Annotated in this window: 19 protein-coding genes and 1 tRNA gene; 17 read left to right on the top strand and 3 right to left on the bottom strand. The window is 47.2% G+C overall.

Features of this window, described 5'->3' with window-relative positions; translation table 11 throughout:
- The first annotated feature begins 125 nt into the window (after positions 1-125).
- The 10 genes from ACYVD3_RS06390 (at position 126) to ACYVD3_RS06435 (ending at position 11,414) form a co-directional block, all read left to right on the top strand.
- Positions 126-198: transfer RNA gene (locus ACYVD3_RS06390), tRNA-Thr, on the top strand.
- Positions 199-364: 166 nt separating this feature from the next.
- A complete protein-coding gene (locus ACYVD3_RS06395; RefSeq protein WP_460641678.1) occupies positions 365-2,917 on the top strand; it encodes a transglycosylase domain-containing protein in 2,553 nt (850 codons plus the stop codon).
- 350 nt (positions 2,918-3,267) lie between these two features.
- Positions 3,268-4,617, top strand: coding sequence for a magnesium transporter (gene mgtE / locus ACYVD3_RS06400; protein WP_460641679.1), 1,350 nt, complete (start codon positions 3,268-3,270; stop codon positions 4,615-4,617).
- A 127-nt stretch (positions 4,618-4,744) separates the two neighbouring features.
- Positions 4,745-6,205 (top strand): glutamate--tRNA ligase, encoded by a 1,461-nt coding sequence (gltX, locus tag ACYVD3_RS06405; RefSeq protein ID WP_460641680.1) that lies wholly within the window; start codon positions 4,745-4,747, stop codon positions 6,203-6,205.
- A gap of 291 nt (positions 6,206-6,496) precedes the next feature.
- Positions 6,497-8,341: an ATP-dependent helicase gene (locus ACYVD3_RS06410; protein WP_460641681.1), complete on the top strand. Its 1,845-nt coding sequence runs from the start codon at positions 6,497-6,499 to the stop codon at positions 8,339-8,341.
- A 218-nt stretch (positions 8,342-8,559) separates the two neighbouring features.
- Entirely contained in the window at positions 8,560-9,084 is a 525-nt protein-coding gene (locus ACYVD3_RS06415) for a cob(I)yrinic acid a,c-diamide adenosyltransferase (protein ID WP_460641682.1), read from the top strand.
- A gap of 101 nt (positions 9,085-9,185) precedes the next feature.
- Complete coding sequence (locus ACYVD3_RS06420) at positions 9,186-9,530, top strand: DUF1292 domain-containing protein (RefSeq protein ID WP_460641683.1); 345 nt, start codon at positions 9,186-9,188, stop codon at positions 9,528-9,530.
- Between the two features lie 345 nt (positions 9,531-9,875).
- Positions 9,876-10,262 carry a helix-turn-helix domain-containing protein gene (locus tag ACYVD3_RS06425; RefSeq protein ID WP_460641684.1) on the top strand — a complete coding sequence of 129 codons (387 nt, stop codon included), beginning with the start codon at positions 9,876-9,878 and terminating at the stop codon, positions 10,260-10,262.
- On the top strand, positions 10,246-10,860 hold the full coding sequence (yedF, locus tag ACYVD3_RS06430; protein WP_460641685.1) for a sulfurtransferase-like selenium metabolism protein YedF: 615 nt from the start codon (positions 10,246-10,248) through the stop codon (positions 10,858-10,860). The genes ACYVD3_RS06425 and yedF overlap by 17 nt, the downstream gene beginning before the upstream one ends.
- 149 nt (positions 10,861-11,009) lie before the next feature.
- A complete protein-coding gene (locus ACYVD3_RS06435) occupies positions 11,010-11,414 on the top strand; it encodes a DUF6465 family protein (RefSeq protein WP_460641686.1) in 405 nt (134 codons plus the stop codon).
- Positions 11,415-11,534: 120 nt separating this feature from the next.
- Here the strand turns inward: ACYVD3_RS06435 and ACYVD3_RS06440 are convergent, their stop codons facing one another.
- Entirely contained in the window at positions 11,535-12,098 is a 564-nt protein-coding gene (locus ACYVD3_RS06440; protein WP_460641687.1) for a hypothetical protein, read from the bottom strand.
- A 106-nt stretch (positions 12,099-12,204) separates the two neighbouring features.
- Here ACYVD3_RS06440 and ACYVD3_RS06445 point away from each other — a divergent pair, with 106 nt between their 5' ends.
- Entirely contained in the window at positions 12,205-13,605 is a 1,401-nt protein-coding gene (locus ACYVD3_RS06445) for an RsmB/NOP family class I SAM-dependent RNA methyltransferase (RefSeq protein ID WP_460641688.1), read from the top strand.
- Here the strand turns inward: ACYVD3_RS06445 and ACYVD3_RS06450 are convergent.
- Entirely contained in the window at positions 13,568-14,491 is a 924-nt protein-coding gene (locus tag ACYVD3_RS06450; RefSeq protein WP_460641689.1) for an RluA family pseudouridine synthase, read from the bottom strand. The genes ACYVD3_RS06445 and ACYVD3_RS06450 overlap by 38 nt on opposite strands.
- A gap of 88 nt (positions 14,492-14,579) precedes the next feature.
- On the opposite strand from ACYVD3_RS06450, the gene ACYVD3_RS06455 reads away from it, so the two are divergent.
- Positions 14,580-14,849 (top strand): U-box domain-containing protein 56, encoded by a 270-nt coding sequence (locus tag ACYVD3_RS06455; protein ID WP_460641690.1) that lies wholly within the window; start codon positions 14,580-14,582, stop codon positions 14,847-14,849.
- A gap of 38 nt (positions 14,850-14,887) precedes the next feature.
- On the top strand, positions 14,888-15,766 hold the full coding sequence (locus ACYVD3_RS06460; RefSeq protein WP_460641691.1) for a YitT family protein: 879 nt from the start codon (positions 14,888-14,890) through the stop codon (positions 15,764-15,766).
- A 30-nt stretch (positions 15,767-15,796) separates the two neighbouring features.
- Here the strand turns inward: ACYVD3_RS06460 and ACYVD3_RS06465 are convergent, their stop codons facing one another.
- Positions 15,797-17,041: a DNA polymerase Y family protein gene (locus ACYVD3_RS06465; protein WP_460641692.1), complete on the bottom strand. Its 1,245-nt coding sequence runs from the start codon at positions 17,039-17,041 to the stop codon at positions 15,797-15,799.
- 203 nt (positions 17,042-17,244) lie between these two features.
- Between ACYVD3_RS06465 and ACYVD3_RS06470 the strand changes: the two genes are divergently transcribed.
- The 4 genes from ACYVD3_RS06470 (at position 17,245) to ACYVD3_RS06485 (ending at position 22,079) form a co-directional block, all read left to right on the top strand.
- Entirely contained in the window at positions 17,245-18,564 is a 1,320-nt protein-coding gene (locus ACYVD3_RS06470) for a D-alanyl-D-alanine carboxypeptidase family protein (protein WP_460641693.1), read from the top strand.
- 221 nt (positions 18,565-18,785) lie between these two features.
- Positions 18,786-19,631, top strand: a complete 846-nt coding sequence (locus ACYVD3_RS06475) for a YitT family protein (RefSeq protein WP_460641694.1) — start codon at positions 18,786-18,788, stop codon at positions 19,629-19,631.
- 135 nt (positions 19,632-19,766) lie between these two features.
- Complete coding sequence (locus ACYVD3_RS06480; protein ID WP_460641695.1) at positions 19,767-20,357, top strand: hypothetical protein; 591 nt, start codon at positions 19,767-19,769, stop codon at positions 20,355-20,357.
- A gap of 267 nt (positions 20,358-20,624) precedes the next feature.
- Complete coding sequence (locus ACYVD3_RS06485) at positions 20,625-22,079, top strand: acyl-CoA carboxylase subunit beta (RefSeq protein WP_460641696.1); 1,455 nt, start codon at positions 20,625-20,627, stop codon at positions 22,077-22,079.
- The last annotated feature ends 11 nt before the right edge of the window (positions 22,080-22,090 follow it).

Below are 22,090 nucleotides of genomic sequence, written 5' to 3' on the forward strand. Positions count from 1 at the left end.
GGTTGGAGAGCAAAAGTCTGAAGTTTTTGTTATTTTGTGCATTTTAGAAAAAATTTAAAAAGACGTTGACAAACAGATTTTACCATGCTATGATATACGAGGTTCAGGCGATGAACCAAAAAGATGCTGATGTGGCACAGGTGGTAGCGCACCTCATTGGTAGTGAGGAGGTCACGGGTCCGAGTCCCGTCATCAGCTCTGAAAACAAACGGGAAGTCTTAATAAAGAGGCTTCCCGTTTTTGTCATATGTAAAGATTGAGAGAAAGATATCTTTCAGTCTTGAGGTTGTGAGTCAACCGGATATGCAAACATATCCCTTTGGTTCATTGGTACACAAAAACGATGAAAAGGAGTCAAATTGATATGGGGAAACCTAAAAAGAAACGCAAAAACCCATGGTCCATATTCTTTCGGCCGATTAAGGCCATTCTTTTCGTATTTCTGGGAATTATGGTTTTGGGGTGCCTGGCCGGCGGCGTCGTATTTTTAAAATATCAGAATGAGATCATGGCCTGTAAGGAAAAGGCAGATTCCATTATGAACAAGACGGTCAAGACTGATTTCTCCCAGCCAACGGATACGAGAATCTATGATTCTGCCGGAAATCTCATAGGAACCATTAACTCCGGCCACTATGAATACGTCCCGATTTCAGGGATCAGCAGGAACTTACAGAATGCCTATATTGCCCAGGAGGACAGAAGATTTTATAAACATCATGGGATCGATTACATAGGCCTGCTGCGTGCAGGCGTGGTATTTGTAAAAAACAAGGGGACAATCACCCAGGGCGGCAGCACCATCACCCAGCAGGTCATTAAGAACACCTATCTGACCCAGGAAAAGACCTTCCAGAGAAAGCTGACGGAATTTTTCGCAGCGCCCCGTATGGAGGAGAAATATTCCAAGTCCGACATCCTGGAATTTTACTGCAACACCAATTTCTTTGCCAACCGGTGCTACGGGGTATCTGAGGCCAGCCGCTATTATTTTGATAAGGAAGCAAAGGACTTGTCCGTCTGGGAGGCGGCCACCCTGGCAGGAATCAGCAATAATCCGTCAAAATATGACCCGGTTGCCCATCCGGAAACCTCAAAAAAGAAGAGGGACCAGGTCATTGACAATATGGCTCTTTGCAAGTTTATTTCTGAAGAGGAAAAGGATTATGCCAAAGCCCAGCCTTTAACGGTGGCTAAGATTTATGAGCCGGGGACAACGGAAAATTACCTGACAAGCTATGCCATACACTGTGCCGCCCAGGAATTGATGAAAAATGACGGATTTGTTTTCCAGTATGTGTTTAACAATCAGGCTTCTTATGACTCCTATAAGGAACAGTACCAGGAGCTTTATCAGGCAAAGAGCGATATGATCCGGAACGGAGGATTTGAAATACGCACCAGCCTGGAAACTTCTATTCAGAATGCTCTCCAGGGAACCATTGACGAACGGCTGAAAGGCTTTAAGGATCTGCAGGAAAATGGAAAATTCGCCTTGCAGGGAGCGGCTGTGTGCATTGACAACCAGACCGGATATGTGGTGGCCATTGTAGGCGGCCGTGGTACTGATGACGAGTACAACCGGGGATTTTTAAGCAGACGGCAGCCTGGGTCCACCATAAAGCCGCTGATCGACTATGCGCCAGCCTTTGAAACCGGTTTTTATTATCCCTCCAGGCTGGTGAATGACCACCTGTTTGACAAAGGGCCTAAAAACAGCGGGGGCAGCTATTACGGCAATGTTTCCGTAAGAGAGGCATTGAACCGGAGTCTGAACACGGTGGCCTGGCAGGTACTGGAGGACATCGGCGCCAATACGGGCATCGGGTATCTGGGAAAGATGCACTTTGCAGGCTTAAGCTATCTGGATAACGGAAACAGCAGCATGAGCATCGGAGGTTTTACGGAAGGCGCCAGAGTGGTGGATATGGCAAAGGGATATTCTGTTCTGGCAAACAAAGGGATGTACAGCAACAAAACCTGTATTGTCAGCTTACAAAGCCAGTATGACGGGGAAATATACAATGGAAACCAGGCGGATGAGAGGATATTTACGGAAGATACCGCTTATATGATCACCGATGTATTAAAGGGCACCCTGGAAAAGTCTTACGGAACGGGCTATGGCCTGGGGCTTGGTATTCCGGCTGCAGGTAAGACCGGAACCACCAACAGCAATAAGGATACCTGGTTCTGCGGTTATACAAAGCATTATACCACTGCTATCTGGGTGGGATATGATACTCCCAAGGCCATGCCGGGAGTTTACGGGAAAACCTATTCGGGAAAGATCTGGCATGACTTCATGGCAGAGATAAACAGCGGGCTTCCGGTCCAGGACTGGGATATGCCGGCAACGGTTTCCCTTTGGAATGTGGATTCCAGAGGAGAAAAAACCGATGCTTCAACAGGAAATAAGGACTTATTTTCCTCTGTGGCAGAGTCTGCAGCCAGATCCAATGGAAACAAATGGAAGGAAGAGGAAGATCGCAAAAAGCTGGAATCCCAGGTACAGAAAAACTTAGAGGCTTCCCAGCAAGCCAGGCAGGCAGTGGAACAGGCGGCAGCCTCCCTCCAGTCCCTGATCGGGGAATTAACTGGATTAAGCCACCGGGACAGTTCTACGGAAGAAAAGATAAGTACCGCCTATGGACTTTTAGACCAGTTGGCTGGCACAGAATTTTATGATGGGTTAAAGAGCCAGCTTGATAATGCGGCAAATCATGCTGAGTCCCTGCCAAAACAGGAGGATTCTATAGGGAAGCCCCAGGAAATCGGTCCGGGGGTCACAAAGCCCAGAGAGACCACTGCCCCTGTTTTTCCGGGAGATATAGACCCTGATGAGGGAAATGCATCCGGCATTGGTCCGGCTGGTCCTGATTCCGGCGGGGTAGTAGTAGGGCCGGGGATGGAATGAAAGAGAAAAGCACAATAAGGGTTGCTTTTTACGACGGCAACTGTTATCCTTAATTAAGAAAATCATTAGGAAAGGAAGTGAACCAGAGTGGAAGGTCGAAGTCAAAAGATGGAAGCAGATCATTATCATAGGCGTATGGCAGTGAAAGCAAAATCCGGTACTTGGAGTCTGCTTTGGTTTCGCTGCCGTTAAAAGAGAAGGTTCTCTGCGTTTATGATAGCCATGGATTACAGACAGGTTCTGTAATTATGGCTATTTTGCGTTGCCGGAAGTTTTGGCAGTGCAATGATTAATTCTGCTTCCATATTCGCCACTACGAAAAAGACAGGTTCATATGGAGGAAGAGTGAAATGCAGGAAAATTACAATATGGAGGAGCTGATGGAACTGGCTGACAGCCGTCAGTTCCGAAAGCTGAAGGATGTGCTGATGGAATTCAATGAAGTGGATATAGCTGCTTTCATTGAAGCGTTGGACTGGGAAAAAACAGTGGTGGTGTTCCGGATGCTTCCCAAAGAAATGGCCAGCGATGTGTTTGCATGCCTGGAGGTGGAGAAGCAGAAGCATATTATAAACAGTATCACAGATCATGAACTGGGAACAATTGTAGAAGACTTATTTGTGGATGATGCGGTGGACATGCTGGAGGAGCTGCCGGCCAGCGTGGTAAAAAGAGTGCTGCAGAATGCGGCCCCTGATACCAGAAAGCTGATCAACCAGTTTTTAAACTATCCGGAAAACAGTGCCGGAAGCATTATGACAGCGGAATATGTGGGGCTTAAGAAAACCATGACCGTTACCCAGGCCTTTGACTATATCAGAAAGCACGGAGTGGATAAGGAAACTATTTACACCTGCTATGTGATGGATGCCACAAGACGTCTGGAGGGAGTGGTCACGGTCAAGGACCTGTTGATGAACCCTTATGAGGTAGCCATCGGCGATATCATGGATATCCATGTGATAAAGGCCGTCACAACGGAGGACCAGGAGGATGTGGCCGACAGCTTCCGGAAATACGGCCTTCTAAGTCTTCCGGTGGTGGATCACGAAGACCGTCTGGTAGGGATCGTCACCGTTGACGACGTTGTGGATGTCATGGAACAGGAAGCAACAGAGGACTTTGAGAAAATGGCCGCCATGCTTCCCAGTGAAAAGCCCTATCTGAAAACCAGCGTATTACAACTGGCAAAAAACAGGATCATGTGGCTTCTTGTCCTGATGATCAGCAGCATGGTGACCGGTGGAATCCTGGCCAGATATGAGGCGGCCTTTGCCGTGATTCCTCTGCTTGTTACCTTTATCCCCATGCTTACGGATACAGGGGGCAATGCAGGCAGCCAGAGCAGCACCATGATCATCAGAGGAATGGCCGTGGGGGAGATCGGAACAAAGGATATTTTCCGTGTGGTCTTTAAAGAATTAAAGGTAGCCATCCTTGTGGGCCTGATCCTGGGGATTGTGAATTATATCCGTCTGCTCATTCTTTATCCAGGGCAGGAAATGCTTTGCCTGACCGTGATGCTCAGCCTTTTGGTCACAGTCATCCTGGCAAAGACCATCGGAGGAGTTCTTCCCATTGCAGCCAAGGTGTTCCATATGGACCCGGCGATCATGGCTGCTCCTCTCATTACCACCATCGTGGATGCGGTCAGCCTGATCATATATTTCCAGTTGGCATGCAGGCTCCTGAAATTATAATTGGTCCGGAAATTTCCGTGAAATCATTGTTTTTTCCAGTGGTTCGTTATATAATGTACTACACGGCTTGGGCAGGATTCCCTTTAACAGGCCCATCACGAGAAAGAAAATATAGGAGTGTGTTCACATGAGTAAAATTAGAACAAGATACGCACCGAGTCCTACAGGCCGTATGCACGTAGGGAACTTAAGAACCGCATTATATGCTTACCTGATTGCAAAGCATGAAGGCGGAGATTTCCTTCTGCGCATTGAGGATACGGATCAGGAGCGTTTTGTGGAAGGTGCTGTCGAGATTATTTATAGAACCTTAAAAGAAACAGGGCTTAACCATGACGAAGGTCCGGACAAGGATGGGGGTGTGGGCCCCTATGTACAGAGTGAGCGCCAGACCTCCGGCATTTATCTGGAATATGCGAAAAAGCTTGTGGAAAAGGGGGAGGCTTATTACTGCTTCTGCACCCAGGAAAGGCTGGATTCCCTTAAAAAGACCGTGGAAGGGCAGGAGATCATGACTTATGACAAGCACTGCCTCCATCTTTCCAAAGAAGAGGTGGAAACCAGTCTGGCGGCAGGCATGCCTTATGTCATACGCCAGAACAATCCCACGGAAGGAACCACCGTCTTCCATGATGAGATATACGGCGACATTTCCGTGGACAACTCAGAGCTTGATGATATGGTTCTGATCAAGTCCGACGGTTTCCCCACTTATAATTTTGCAAACGTGGTGGATGATCATCTCATGGGAATCACTCATGTAGTGAGAGGCAACGAATACTTATCCTCCTCTCCCAAGTACAACCGCCTTTATAACGCCTTTGGCTGGGAGGTCCCGGTATATGTCCACTGTCCTCTGATCACCAATGAAGAGCATAAGAAGCTGAGCAAGAGAAGCGGCCATTCCTCCTATGAGGACCTGATCATGCAGGGCTTTATTTCCGAGGCTGTTGTAAACTATGTGTCTCTTTTAGGCTGGTCCCCTGTGGGCAATCAGGAGATTTTCTCCCTGGCTGAACTCATAAAGGAGTTTGATTACCGCAATATCAGCAAATCCCCGGCTGTTTTCGACATGACAAAGCTGCGTTGGATGAACAGCGAATATATGAAAGCCATGGACTTTGACCGGTTCTACGAGCTGGCTGAGCCTTATGTAAAGGGCGTGGTCAAAAAGGATCTGGACTTAAAGAAAATCGCAGCCATGATCAAGACAAGGATCGAGGTTTTCCTGGATATTGCAGATCATATTGACTTTTTTGAGTCTTTGCCGGAATACGATACTGCCATGTACACCAATAAGAAAATGAAGACAAGCAGCGAGACCGCCCTTGACCTGCTGCAGGAAATAGTTCCCATCCTGGAAGCCCAGGAGGAATACAGCAATGATGCACTGTATGAAACACTTTCAAAATTTGTTTCCGAAAAAGGGTATAAAACCGGCTTTGTTATGTGGCCTATCCGCACCGCGGTTTCAGGAAAACAGATGACTCCGGCAGGCGCTACCGAGATCATGGAGGTCCTTGGTAAGGAAGAATCCCTGATGAGAATAAGAAAGGGAATCCAACTTTTAAGCAATGGGGCTCAATAGGTTATAATATAGAAGCAGAGGCTCCGGCTGTGACCGGACCCCTGCTTTTCTTTTGGTCCGGTCTGGTTTTTGCAGAAACGGCAGACCGGGGCTATAATACCGTGGTTAAAGAAGCAGGGTATGCAAGCATAGCCCCTTGATTCATCAGGAGGCAAAAGGCTGAAAAGGAGTGCTTTTCAACCTTGATTCATTAGGAGGCAAAAGGTTGAAAGAAAAGCGTCTTTCAACCTTGAGTTTGTGAATTAATTGGATATGCAAGCATATCCCCTTGATTCATTTAGGAGGCAAATTATGAAAGAACAGGTCACATATGAGGGGGCGCAAAAGGAAGCGATCCTTCATCACAAAGGTCCCATGCTGGTTCTTGCCGGGCCGGGATCAGGAAAGACCTTTACCATCACTCACCGGATATGCCATTTGATCGAAGCATACGGCGTGGATCCGTCAAATATTTTGGTCATTACATTTACAAAGGCAGCGGCCAGGGAGATGAAGGAGCGTTTTGAGAACCTTGTAGACGGCAGGCCGTCCGGGGTCAGCTTTGGAACTTTTCATGCCATATTTTTCAGGATTCTTAAGTTTGCCTACCGGTACGATGCCAGCAGCATTGTGAGGGAGGAACAGAAGATCCAGTACATAAAGGAAGCCATGGATAAGTGCCGGGTGGAAGTGGAAGATGAGGTGGAATTTGTGACTTCCATCCTGTCGGAAATCAGCTCCGTAAAGGGAGATATGATGAATTTGGATCATTATTATTCCAAAAACTGCTCAGAGGAAATATTTAAGGAGCTTTACCTTGCCTATGAGGACCGCCTTCGCAGGGCTAATCTCATTGATTTTGACGACATGATGGTAATGTGCCATGAATTGTTCGTCCAGAGAAAGGACATCCTGGAAGCATGGCAGAAAAAGTATCAATATATCCTGGTGGATGAGTTTCAGGATATTAACCGGGTGCAGTACGAGATCGTCCGGATGCTGGCTGCGCCGGAAAACAATCTGTTCATCGTAGGAGATGACGACCAGTCCATTTACCGTTTCCGGGGAGCAAAGCCGGAAATCATGCTGGGCTTTGAAAAGGATTATAAAGGAGCCAAAAAGGTCCTTTTAAATATTAATTTCCGGAGCACAAAAGAGATTGTGGAAACCGCCGGAAAGCTGATTGCCCATAATGAAACCCGTTTTTCCAAAAGGATCATCACGAAAAAGGGACATGGAAAACCAGTGGTTACAAGAGTCTGGCAGGATCCCCAGGAGGAGACTCTGGAAATTGTCCGGGAAATCATGGCTTATGCAAAAGCAGGGTTTGAGTGGCAGGACATGGCAGTCCTTTACCGGACGAATTTAGGCCCCAGGCTGCTGATCGAAAAACTCATGGAATATAATATTCCTTTTTCCATGAAGGACTCTGTGCCCAATCTATACGACCACTGGATCGCAAAAAATATTATCGCTTATATTCATGTGGCGTCCGGCGATCTGTCCAGGGCCAATGTGCTCCAGATTATCAACCGTCCCAACCGCTATATCAGCCGGGATGCAGTTGAAACCAATCCTGTAAACTGGGAATCAATAAAATCCTTTTACCAGGATAAGGGCTGGATGGTGGAGCGGATCGAACAGTTGGAATATGACTTAAAAATGATCAAAAATATGGCTCCTGTAGCGGCTGTAAACTATATGAGGAAGGCCGTGGGATATGACGACTACATCAGGGAATACGCCCAGTACCGGAGAATGAAGCCGGAGGAGCTTTTGGAGGTGTTAGACCAGCTTCAGGAAAGTGCAGCCGGTTATTCCACTCAAGAGGAATGGTTCCGCCATATGAAGGAATATGGGGAGGAGTTAAAGGCCCAGGCCCAGTCAGGAGAAAGAAGGGCCAGGGGAGTTGCCCTTATGACCATGCACAGCGCCAAAGGTCTGGAATACCGGATCGTTTACATTTTAGACGCCAATGAAGGCGTGACGCCTCATCACAAGGCAGTGCTTCCTGCGGATATGGAGGAGGAGAGGCGCATGTTTTATGTGGCAATGACAAGGCCAAAGGAAAGACTTCATGTCAATTACGTGAAGGAGAGATACAGCAAAAAACAGGAGGTTTCCCGTTTTGTCCTGGAATATCTGGGACGGGAATGACCAGGAACACCCTGCGGGTATCCCTTTACATCCCATAAAACGGGGTGGGCTCTGTCCAGAAAAATGGACAGAAGTAAGGAACACCCTACGGGTATCCCTTTACACCCGATAAAACGGGGTGGGCTCTGTCCAGAAAAATGGACAGAAGTAAGGAACACCCTACGGGTATCCCTTTATGTCCAGAAAAATGGACAGAAGTAAGGAAAGGAGAAGGAGACATGAAATCCTGTATACACATATACTGCGGAGATGGAAAGGGAAAGACCACGGCTTCCATAGGACTGGCCGTACGCGCCTGCGGGTGCGGGAAAAATGTGCTTATCACCCGTTTCTTAAAGACCGATCATTCCGGTGAGGTAAGTGCATTAGCCGGACTTTCGGGTATTACGGTCATGCCCTGTGAGCAAAGCTTTGGTTTTTTTTCCAGGATGTCCCCTGAGCAGAAAAAGGAGGCCGGAATCTATTATTCCCGGCTATTGGAAACGACCTTAAACAAGGCGGTAACAGAGAATTTCGATCTGCTTGTTTTAGATGAGATCATGGCTGTGTGCAATTTCAGTCTTGTGGAGGAAAAAAGGGTTCTGGAGTTTCTTTCTTCACGGCCGGAAGGGCTTGAAGTGGTTCTTACAGGGAGAGAGCCGTCGGAAAAGCTTGTAGAAATGGCGGATTATGTGTCGGAAATCAGAAAGATAAAGCATCCCTTTGACAGGGGGATTCCGGCAAGGCGTGGAATTGAATATTAAAGACAAAATCCCTTGATTTTTGACGCATAGTTTGATAGAGTGGAAACAGGTGCGAATAGAAAGCAACCTACAACTAGATTAAGAAAAAGAGAGGTATCGGGATGGCACAGGATCCTAATTTAGAGCGGGATAATATGGAACCCCAGGAGGAAATGACTGTTACACTGACCCTTGATAACGGATCAGAGCTGGAATGCGTAGTACTTACCATTTTCACAGCAGGCGAAAGAGATTATATTGCACTGCTTCCTATGAATGGCCCTGAGGCAGAAGAGGGAGAGGTTTATCTGTACCGTTATTTTGAGAAAGAGGACGGACAGCCGAATCTTGAAAATATTGAAGATGACGAAGAATATGAAATCGTAGCGGATGCCTTTGATGAATTACTGGACGAAGCAGAATACGACGAGTTAGTAGGCGAAGACGAGGAACCAGAAACCCCGTAGCAAGCGACAGGGTATTTGACCCTTGCAGTATTCATAAGGTGCAGAAATAAACCGAGAAAAAGCCGGGGCAGGTCCTTTAATTAAGGACTGGTCCCGGTTTTGAGATTTGCGCGAGCAATGAGCCGAACGAATATGCCTGCATATTCATTCGGCGAATGCCGTGTCAACTAAGAAAAACTTGTGAAGCGTGTTTTTCTTAAGTTTGACGGAACGCACAATTACCAAACCTTACGGAACATAGGATAGTACTAAAAATAGAAGCATATACAACAAGAATTACAATCTATTAAAGCTGCGTTCTATATACTACTATAATCGTATCTATGGGAAGTGAGGGATATCTGTATGGACAACGAGGCAGTACTTAAGAAAATCGAGGAAATCAACAGAAGCAAAGAGTGGTCTATGTACAGGTTATCAAAAGAAAGCGGGATCGCTCAATCCACATTGTCCAGTTTGTTTGGCAGGAGGGCGAATATCAGCCTTCCGAAACTTGGCAGGATCTGTCAGGCCTTTGGCCTTAAAATGTCGGATTTCTTTTCCTTATTGGAGGAAGAGACGGGGGACAGGGAGATTTGCCAGAATGATTACGAAATCATTGAGATGGTCCAGAAGGCGGCAGCGCTGTCAAAGAATAACCGGCGTCTGCTCCGGTCCATGATCCTTGTGATGGAAGAACTGGAAAGAGAAAATAGAGGAAAAGGAGAACGAAAAAATGGAAAAGATTGTTGACGCAAGAGGTCTCACATGTCCGCAGCCGGTTATTAAGGCAAAAGAGGCATTAAAGGATATGGGAGAGGGAACATTAAAGGTCCTTGTGGACAATGAAATCGCAGTTCAGAACGTGATGAAGCTGGGAAATTACGAAGGACTTACCCCTGTTTCTGAGAAAAAGGGAGAAAAGGAATTTGAGATCCTGTTCCACGTAAGCGGAAAAATTGGTCATGTGGAAGAAACGGCTCTGGAGGAAGAATGCCTTCCCGATACCAGAAAGAAAGGCCTTGTGGCCGTACTTTCCTCGGATCAGATGGGAGGAGGCAATGAAGAACTTGGACGGATTCTGATGAAGGGCTTTGTTTATGCCCTGACCCAGTTGGAAGAACTTCCTGAGACAGTTCTTCTCTACAATGGGGGAGCCAGATTGTCCGTGGAAGGCTCCCAGTCCCTGGAGGATTTAAAGAGTTTAGAGGCACAGGGAGTGGAGATCCTTACCTGCGGAACCTGTCTGAATTACTATGAATTAACAGACCAGTTAAGGGCTGGCACGGTAACCAATATGTATGAAATTGCAGAAAAAATGGCAGGTGCCCGTCTGGTCATGAGGCCTTAAAAACACCCGGTTTTCCCGTCTGGGGATGGTTTTTATTGACAAAACAGAGGTTTCGTTCTATAATTCACTCAGCTAATTTTGAACATCACAGGCAGGCTTCATGTGTACGCGTAGGTGGTAACCGTTTTCATTGTTTGAGGAGGAGAATTATGGAAAACAATAAAAATGCAGGAAAAAAACCAGCAAGAGCCCCAGAAGAGATGATACCTGGAAAAGCAACAGGTAAAAAGGCAGCGGACCCAGCCCAGGCAGGCGAGGTGAAAGTACAGGAAGAGAAAAAGAGTGCTGTCCCTAAGAAAGCACCTGTGAAAAAAAGCACTGCGCCGAAGAAAACAACTGCAAAGAAAACAGAGCCGGAAGTATCGTTCTTTATTGAATATTCCGGCAGACAGATTGCCGCAGCAGAAGTGGTGGAAGCAGTCAAAAAGGATTACCTGTCAAAGCAGGAAGGTTCTGCAGTGAAAACCATTGAAGTATACGTAAAACCGGAAGAAAATACCGCTTATTATGCTGTGAACGGGGAAGGCTCCGACCAGTACAAGATCATGTTGTAGGATTTCGGTGCTGCCGCTCAGGCATGGTTTTTCTATCTGAGGCCCGGCCCCAAAAAAGGTTAGTGCCCGTAAGAAGTCTTCTTTCTTCCGGGTACTTTCCTTTTTTGGTCATGGGCTTTTTTATCTCCACAGGATTTTTGGAGCACGGACCCTGTAGTAAAGCTTTTGAAGCATAATGGTGCAGGAAATGGTGAAGAATATTTCCAGCACCGTGCTTACGATTCCTGTCAGGAAAAAGAGGAAGGCGGACACGGCCGTTATCACTAACAGGCAGTGCACATAGGGCCGGTAAACTTCCTGGCTCATACAGTAAAGCTTCCAGATGACCATGTACAGGCAGACCAGAAGAGAAATAGAAGCCAAAAAGGATAAAACCACATGAAGGACCGCATGGAAAGGCTGGGAATCCGGCAGGTAAGGCGTGAGGACTGCCAGAGCCAGAAACAAAAGGGCAGCGGTGCTGACTGCAGTTTCCTTTTTGTTTCTTGGAAGGCCGCCTATGATCCGTTTTAAAACGCAGTAAAAATACGTTCCTACAATAACTCCCCATAGGAAGAACAGATTCTTCCTGGAAGTCAGATTCCCTAATACGGAAAAATTCAATGTGAACCAGTCAGTTCCCCAGGCAAATAAAATGGTGTATATGGGAATAATGAAGTAAGCAGTAATAGTTATTAAGGACATAAGGCACCTCCGGTGATTCGTCTCTTCCTATTTTGGCATTTACTTCGGAAAATAATAATAAATAAGTATTATTTTTATATAAAAATTAAAATTCAGAGGAAAAACAATGATTCAATTACCGGATGGGTTCTTAGAAAAAATGAAAGGGCTTTTAGGAGCAGAATATGATTCTTTTATAGAAAGCTATGACAAGGAACGGGTTCAGGGGCTGAGGGTAAATCTTTTAAAGATTTCCCAGGAGAGATTTAAAGAGATCTGCCCCTTTCCATTGAAGAAGATTCCATGGGCAGAAGAGGGGTATTACTATCCGGCCAATGAGCGGCCGGGAAAGCATCCATATCATGAGGCAGGTCTTTATTATATCCAGGAGCCAAGTGCCATGGCTGTTGTGGAGCTTCTTGATCCTCAGAAAGGAGAGCGGATCCTTGACCTATGTGCCGCGCCGGGAGGGAAGACCACCCATATTGCAGGCCGGCTTAAGGGAAATGGATTTCTCTTAAGCAATGAGATCCATCCGGCCAGAGCCAGGATCCTTTCCCAGAACGTAGAGCGCCTGGGAATCGGGAACGGGGTGGTGTCCAACGAGGATTCCAAAAGCCTGTCCCTGCGTTTTCCTGATTTTTTTGACCGCATTGTGGTAGATGCGCCCTGTTCCGGGGAGGGGATGTTCCGAAAGGATGAGACGGCCCGTCAGGAATGGACGCCAGGACACGTAACGGCCTGTGCAGCCCGTCAGGAGGAGATCCTTTCCAATGCTGCGGAAATGTTAAAGCCGGGGGGAACCATGGTTTATTCCACCTGTACCTTTTCCCCGGAGGAAAATGAACAGGTCATTGAAGGATTTCTTTTTACTCATCCCGATTTCTCCATTAAGGATGCCAGAAAACGGCCAGGGCTTTCACCCGGCCGGCCGGAATGGAGCAGGACCGGTTTGACAGACTTAAAAAAGACCTTCCGCATCTGGCCTGACCAATCAGAGGGAGAAGGCCATTACCTGGCGGTATTGAAAAAAGAAGGGGAGGGAATATCTGAGAAAAAGCGGACTGTGCCGGAGTATACCAGGGACAAATCCGTGTTAAAGGAATTGGAAGGGTTTTTAACGGATTTTCTGGTAAACCCTGCCACCCTGCTTTTACGGAAAGAATATATTCTTTTTGGGGACCAGCTATATCTGATCCCCCCGGAAATGATCGATTTTAAGGGCATGAAAATCATCCGTCCGGGACTTCATATCGGAACCGTGAAGAAAAACCGGTTTGAGCCTTCCCATGCCTTCGCCCTTTCCCTTAAGAAGGAAGATGTGAAACGCTGGATCGACCTGCCGGCTGACGGAGAGGAGATCATCAGGTATTTGAAGGGAGAAACCATGACCGGAAATGCCTCCCTTTTCTGCGACAATAAAAAAGGATGGGTGCTGGTCAATGCCGGCGGATATTCCGTGGGGTTTTCCAAGCTGGCCGGGGGGATCCTTAAAAATCATTATCCCAAAGGCCTTCGATGGATGTGACCCCAAGGAACTGCATGTCCTCAGGAAGGGGCGCCTCAAAGGAAAGGGGCTCCTTTTTGATTGGATGAAGAAAATCCAGCCGGAAGGAGTGAAGGGCCTGCCGCCTGATGTAGCAGTAGTCCGGATGATAAAGAAAATCTCCCGGCAAGGGATGGCCAATGGATTTTAAATGGACCCGGATCTGATGGGTGCGGCCGGTTTCCAGGCAAAGGCCTGCAAGGGAATGTCCTGTCACAGAGTCATAATAAAGCCGTTTATAATGAGTCCGCGCCTCTTCTCCCTTAATCCGGTCCACACACCGTTCAATGGTGGAGCCATCTGCCCGGGCAATGGGAACGTCAATGGTCCCTTCTAAGGGAAGCGTTCCCCGGACAATAGCCAGATAACGGCGGCGGATCTCTCGTTTTTGCACCATATCCGAAAGGATGCAGGCGCTCAAAGGATTTTTTGCCAGTACCAGAAGTCCGGTGGTGTCCCGATCCAGGCGGTTGATGGCCCGGTAGATAAAGGGTTCCCCCTTTTCTTTAAAATAATATGCCAAGCCGTTGGCCAGGGTATGGTCAAAGTTGCCCTGGGAAGGATGGATAGGAACGCCTGCGTCCTTATTGACCACCAGGATATGCTCATCCTCGTACTGGATCTTGACCGGCATGGAAGTGGGAACGATGTTTTCAGAGCTTTCATCCTCACAGATAAGGACTGATAAAAGGTCACCCGGCCTAAGGATCCGGGTGGTGTATACAAGCTCTCCTCCAACCGTTATTCCCTTTGACCTGTTTCGAAGCTGCCGGATCAGGCTTTGGGAATATCCCAGGTTTAAGAGATACTGTTTCACAGTCATCTCTTCATGGGTTTGGGTTATGGTATAAGTCATAGTCATTTTCATAAACCGATTCTACCATGGGGGGTATTGATTGACAAGGAGAATCTATGGGTTATAATTAGCTGGTAGAAAATGAAAAAGGGGGTTAATCATGTTTGATCAGGATACTTATGAAGCACTGGAAATGGAATTTGAGAGAAACCACATCATGGAAGATGTGGAGGAGGTTTTGCTGGATTTAGCGGAAGCCCTTGCAGACAAGGGAATGATGGATAAAGAACTGGTTTTAACGGAATCCTATGGAAAGATACAGATTCAGGTGTCAGGGATCTGCTCCGAAGAAGAAGGAGAAGTAAATGTTCTCATCAAACGGGTGCGGATCGGTAAAAAAGAATTTGAAATTGACGATTATCTTCTATAAGGAGAGGGCAGGGCGGAAGAAAGGGAGGCAGCACACGTATGATGACAATCAGACAGGAATATTCGCCGAAGGAGCTGGGGATGGATCTCCTGTGCGATCTGGCGGGAGCATTTTTATTTAATATTGGAATTTATAATTTTGCAGTAAACGCGGAGTTTGCACCTGTAGGAGTCTCGGGTATTGCACTGATCCTGCGCTATCTGTTCGGCCTGCCCATGGGAATTACCAGCATGGTCTTAAACATTCCCATTGTGCTGGTCAGTTACAGGCTTTTAGGAAGGCGCTTTTTGCTCCGTTCCATGAAGAGCATGGTCATCTTTGCTCTTGTGCTGGATTATGTGGTCCCTTATCTGCCGGTTTACCAGGGAAATCCCCTGTATGCTTCTGCCTGCACCGGGATTTTCTCCGGGCTGGGGCTGACCGTTGTTTATTTAAGAAACTGTTCCACAGGAGGCACGGACTTCCTGGTCATGGCCATCCGAAAGCTGCTTCCTCACCTGACCATCGGACAAATATCCCTTGTGGTAGATGCCATTGTGATTATCGCCGGAGGCTTTGTATTCCGCAACTTGGATGCGGTCATCCTGGGCTTACTCTCATCCATAGTGACCACCATGGTGATCGACAAGATCATGTACGGCCTGGGAGCCGGAAAGCTGGTCTTTGTGGTAACCTCCCACGAGGCGGAGGTGGCCCAGAGGATTGAGGAAAATACCGGCAGGGGCTGTACTTTCCTTAAGGGCCAGGGCTCTTATTCCCTGGATGAGAAGAATGTGGTCATGTGTGCCTGCAACAACAGACAGTTGGTGCCCATCCGCCGGGCCATTCATGAGATAGACAAGGAAGCATTCATCATCATCACGGATTCCAATGAGGTTTACGGAGAAGGATTTAAAGCCATCGGGGGACAGCTTTAGGATAAGAAAAACACGCTTTGCGTGTTTTTCTTAGTTGATGCCGGATTTTCCCCTGCCGGAAGTATGGTCCACAATGGTGTCCTTTTTTAAAAAGCTGGCTCTTTTCACGCTGTCAGTGCCGAATTTGCTGCGGATGTGATCCACAGCTTTTTCCATTTCCTTCATCTTTTTCGTCTGCTCCGATTCAAAAAGATTAAGCTGGCAAAAGCCTTCCTCTGAAATTTTGGTGGCCCGTACGCCGATTAAGCGCAAGGGAGTACGGTCCCAAAGCTCCTTAAGCAGCTTGCAGGCATTTTCATAAATGACTGTGGTGGAGTCCGTAGGATTGTTTAAGGTCATCTGATGGGACTTGGTATGGAAATTCCAGTCCTTGATCTCCACGCAGACGCAATCGCACAGGACGTGGTCTGCCCGGAGGCGGGCGCCCACGGTCTCGCTTAAGGATAAAAGGACCTGGCATGCCACGTCAAAGTCGTCAATATCGTGGGAAAGGGTGGTGCTGTTTCCGTAACCTTTATTTAAAGGCTCCCGCTCTGCCACAGGGGAGGCGTCAATGCCGCAGGCATAGTCATGGATCAGAAGGGCGTATTTTTCTCCCAGAAGAGGCTTTAAATGGCTTACGCTGCAGGCGGCCAGTTCTCCTATGGTGTGTATACCGATGCTTTCCAGCTTTTTCTGTGCGGAATGGCCTACAAAAAACAGTTCCCGGATGGGAAGGGGCCACATTTTAGAAGAGATTTCATGGGCAAATAAGGTGTGGCAGAGATTGGGCTTTTTAAAATCCGAGGCCATCTTTGCCAGAAGCTTGTTGGGAGCCACACCGATGTTCACCGTAAAGCCCAGTTCCTGCAATATCCTTTCCCGTATGCGGTTTGCCACCTCTAACGGGGGGCCGAAGAGATGAATGGTGGAGGACATGTCCAGAAAGGCTTCGTCAATGCTGAATTTTTCAATGTCAGGCGTGTAATCAGATAAAATCTCCATGAGCCGGCCGGATTTCTTAAGATACACGTCAAACCGGGCGGGTACAACGGTCAGGGACGGACATTTGCGCAGGGCCTGGGTGATAGGCTCTCCGGTGGAGATTCCATATGCTTTGGCAGATGTTGATTTTGCCAGAACGATCCCATGCCTTAAGGAGGCGTCGCCGCCGACTGCCGATGGAATGGTACGCAGATCCAGGGCGCCTGGGTCTTCCTCCAGCCGCCTGACAGATTCCCAGCTTAAATATGCGGAATTTACGTCTATATGAAATATTAAGGGTTCCGGAGCCATATCCGATCCTCCTTTGGTGTAATAAACTTCATGAAGGCAATCCCGGATGCAGTCTGGATTTACAAAATCAGCCCTTGGACGAGCCAACAGGCCAGTGGGACTTCCTTCCTGTTTATTATACCGAAAATACGTTCGGAAAGTAAAGGGAATAATTAAAAAAACTGCGGAATAGGATAAACTAAATTCATGGGGGAGGCTTTTTCATGAGGCATGCCATAGGAATACTGCTGACAGTGGTGTTTGTCCTGCTTATGGGGACAGGAACTGCTGGGATCAGGCTGGCAGGAAAAGAGGCCGTCAATGAGAACACAACAGTGACAGAGGAGAAAGAAGAAAAGAGCGCATCGGTTCAGACAAAGGATGAATTAAATCTTTATGCCCAGTCAGCAGTTTTGATGGATGCCTCTACCGGCCGCATCTTATATGGGAAAAATGAGGACCTGGCCCGTCCCATGGCCAGTACCACAAAAATCATGACCTGCATCCTTGCCCTGGAATATGGGAATCTTTCTGACACAGTAATCGCCAGCCAGAAAGCGGCTTCCCAGCCCAAGGTTCATTTAGGGGTCCGCAAGGGAGAAACGTTCCTGCTAAAGGATCTGCTTTACAGCCTGATGCTGGAATCCCACAATGATGCTGCCATGATGATCGCGGAGCACATAGGAGGGAGCCAGGAGGGGTTTGCCAGGCTGATGAACCAGAAAGCCAGGGATTTAGGCTGCACCGATACATATTTTATTACACCCAATGGCCTTGATGCCAAGGAAGAAAAGGATGGACAGGTGAAGGAACACTCCACAACGGCGGCGGACTTAGCCAGGATCATGAATTACTGCATCGGGCAGTCGCCAAAGAAAAAGGAATTTCTTGAGATCACTGGAACGAAAAGCTATTCCTTTGCCGACCTGGAAGGAAAACGATCCTTTTCCTGCAATAACCATAATACCCTTCTGGCTATGATGAACGGAGCCTTTTCAGGAAAAACAGGGTTTACGGGAGGAGCCGGATATTCCTATGTGGGAGCTGTCCAGGATGACGGAAGGGTCTATACCATTGCGCTTTTAGGCTGCGGCTGGCCGCCTCACAAGGCCTATAAATGGTCGGATGCAAGAAAGCTGTTCCAATATGGAATGGAGCGCTTCCATTACAGGAACGTATATAAGGACATCAGCTTTCCTGAGATTCCGGTAAAAGAAGGGATTCCTTCCTCCGGCCGCCTGGATGAACCGGTCACAGTATCCTGTGACATAGGAGGGGAAGAAGAGAAGAGCTTAACCCTTTTACTGGCAGAGGAGGAGGAGATCACGGTACAGACGGAGATCCCAAAGGAATTAAATGCTCCGGTGCGTAAGGGGCAGGCGGTGGGGACTGTTACTTACCGCTTAAACGGAGAGGTGATTAAAAGCTATCCGGTGTGCCTGACCCAGGGAGCAGACCGCCTGACAACATCCTGGTGCTTAAAAAACATTGTTTATAAATACCTTTCCATGCCGGGAGTTATGGGAATCCTCCCTGCTCTTTAAGATAAGCCAGCAGGAATCATGGAGAAGGGAGGAGAAATCTTGCCCTTTTCCATGGTTCCTGTTTTTTGTTGTCAGGAAATCCGGTCATGGTTTCAGATACGATTCCATTCCTCCTTATGACCCCGTGGAGAAAGGGAAAAGGGCAGAAATAAATTGTATAAAATATGGACACATGGTATAGTAAAAGTGTTTGCTATTCGAGGAAAGGAAGTCACAAAAGTATGAATATGAAAAAGATTGCCATGGTACTTGCGGGCAATACCATTTATGCCCTTGCCGTATCCCTGTTCATTCTGCCGGGGGGACTGATCACAGGCGGAACGACTGGGCTTGCCCTTGTGGCCCATCACCAGTTTGGGATCCCTGTTGCTGTTTTTGTAGGGGGTTTTAATATTTTAATGTTTGGGACAGGAGCCATGTTTTTGGGAAAGCAGTTTGCTTTTTCCACCATGATAAGTACCTTTTATTATCCCTTCATCTTGGGGGTATTTGAAAATCTCTTCGGCCAGGCGGCAATGACCGGAGACCGGATGCTTGCCACAGTTTTTTCCGGGCTTTTGATCGGCGTGGGAATTGGCATGGTGATAAGGGCCGGTGCATCCACCGGAGGAATGGATATTCCTCCTCTGATCCTCAACAAAAAATGGAATTTATCCGTATCAATGACCATGTCGGCCTTTGACTGCCTGATCCTGCTGTCACAGATGATATTTTCCAATAAGGAACAGATCCTTTACGGAATCCTGCTGGTGCTTATATATTCCATAGTTCTTGATAAGGTGCTTTTGATCGGACGCAACCAGATGCAGGTGAAAATCATAAGCGAAAAGTATGAGGAGATCAACCAGGCAATCCAGTCCCGGATGGACAGAGGAACCACCCTGCTTGCCAGCGAAGGGGGATATTTAAGAACAGCTTCCTTTACTGTTCTTACGGTAATATCAGGAAGACAGCTTTCCAGGCTCAACGAGCTGGTCATGGGGATAGACCCCAATGCATTCATGATCATCAACCAGGTCAATGAGGTGCGGGGAAGGGGATTTACCCTCCACAAAGAATATAAATAACTGGTAAAGAACAGACGAGAATCTTACGGAAAAATGACTAAGGTTTACGGTTTTTGAAACTCTATTGACTTATAATCCTGACAGGTGCTATACTGTGCCCGAACTAGAAAATGGACGCAGGGAGGAACCAGGAAAATGCTGAAAAAGAAAATCGGTTTGTTTTGTTTTGCCGCTGTTTTTGCCGTGGCGCTGACAGCCGGCTGCGGCAGGAAGGAAGCCGGGGATTTAGGCGGCTCACTTTCGGAAGCGGTAAAATCTGAGACTGCGGCCGTCAGGATGGAGAAATCCGGAATAGAAGAAAAAGCTTCTGATGAGGTTTCTGGCGAGGTTGTGACGGAAGAGGATATGGACCAGTCAGGGCCGGGAACAGAGGCCAGAGAAGAAGAGGAAAGCACCGGGCCGGGAAAAAAGGTGGAAGCCTTTGCTGAAAAGATCCAGGAAGCGGTAGGAGACCGGGATCTTCAGGCACTTGGAGATCTGCTGTTTTATCCCTGTGTTTTTACAATAGGGGATGAGGAACCCATCACCTTCAAAAGCCGGGAAGACTTACTTAAGCAGAACCAGGATATGGTGTTTGGTGATGATTTGATGATAGCAGTGGCCAATGTGGATACCGTTTCTTTAAAAATGACGGAACAAGGTGTGGTCATGGGAGAAGGAACCTCGAAAATTACTTTTCAGGAAAGATCAGACGGAAGCCTTGGGATAACGGAGATCAGGGAATAGGCAGGCACAAAGCTTATTGATAAAAAAAACCAAGGTGAATTGCTCTAAAACATGGGATTGTGATAAAATGCTAACATAAAAAAAGGGCAGGAAATGATGGATTGTAAGAAATTCATAATTTTCTGTCCTTTTTTATGTGGAAAGTACTTGAAATTTGCCTAAATTAGTTATACAATTATAATTGGCAGAAATTGGTGTTATTCTATAGGTTTTTGTTAAAAACTTAACAAAGAACTATAAAAAAATTACAAAATGGAGGATTGCAAAATGAGTAATTCAACAGAAACATCGGCAAGCGGCCGGATTCATGCCTTGCTTGATGAGAATAGTTTTGTTGAAGTTTGCGGCTATGTTACCGCAAGGAGCACAGACTTCAACATGACGGCAAAGGAAACTCCTGCTGACGGTGTTGTTACTGGCTATGGTACCATTGAAGGATGCCTTGTTTATGTGTATAGCCAGGATGCATCGGTTCTGGGCGGCTCCGTAGGTGAGATGCACGCGAGGAAGATCACAAAGCTCTACGCCATGGCGATGAAGACTGGTGCACCAGTCATCGGCCTGGTTGATTGTGCAGGCCTAAGGCTTCAGGAAGCAACCGACTCCCTTAACGGATTTGGCGAGATTTATATGAGTCAGACCCTGGCATCCGGAGTAATTCCTCAGATAACAGCAATATTTGGAACCTGTGGCGGCGGAATGGCTGTTTCCGCAGCAATGGCGGACTTCACCTTTATGGAAACAAAGGGAGGCAAGTTATTTGTCAATTCCCCCAATGCCATTGAGGGAAATCATACAGGAAAATGCAATACTGCTTCTGCGGATTACCAAAGCAGGGAAACCGGCCTGGTGGATTTCACGGGAGAAGAGAATGACATTTTAAATAAAATCAGGACTCTTATTTCCATTCTTCCTTCCAATAGTGAGGATGACATGTCTTATGATGAGAGCAATGATGATTTAAACCGTGTTTGTTCCCATCTGGCAAATTATGTGGGGGATACGGCAATCGCATTGGCTCAGATTTCCGATAATCAGTTCTTTATGGAGACCAGGAAGGAATATGCGGCTTCCATGGTAACCGGCTTTATCCGTTTAAATGGCATGACAGTGGGCTGTGTTGCAAACAGAACGGAATCTTATAATGAAAGCGGCCTTAAAACAGCGGAATACGATGCCTTATTAAGCGGGCAGGGCTGTGAAAAAGCTGCAAGATTCATTAATTTCTGTGATGCATTCAGCATTCCTGTGCTTACCTTTGTAAATGTAAAAGGATATGAGGCGTCCAATTGCTCCGAGAAAAGGATCGCAAGGGCTGCCGCAGGGCTTACCTATGCCTTTGCCAACGCCACAGTTCCCAAAGTAACGGTCATTCTTGGGCAGGCTTTTGGAACAGCGTATCTGACCATGAACAGCAAGTCCATTGGAGCTGATGTGGTTTATGCCTGGCCGTCTGCTTCCATCGGCATGATGGAATCGTCTGAAGCGGTAAAGATTATGTATGCCGACGAGATTGCAAAGGCAGAGGATGGAAAAGCCCTTATTAACGAAAAGGCGGAAAGCTACAGGACTCTTCAGTCCAGCGCCCTTTCTGCGGCAAAGAGAGGATATGTTGATGATATCATTGATGCCGGTGAAACAAGAGCCCGTGTCATTGCGGCATTTGAGATGCTGTTCACAAAGAGAGAGGATCGTCCGGCGAAAAAACATGGCACGATTTAGAATGAGGTGAC

The organism is Lacrimispora brassicae (genome assembly GCF_054772055.1).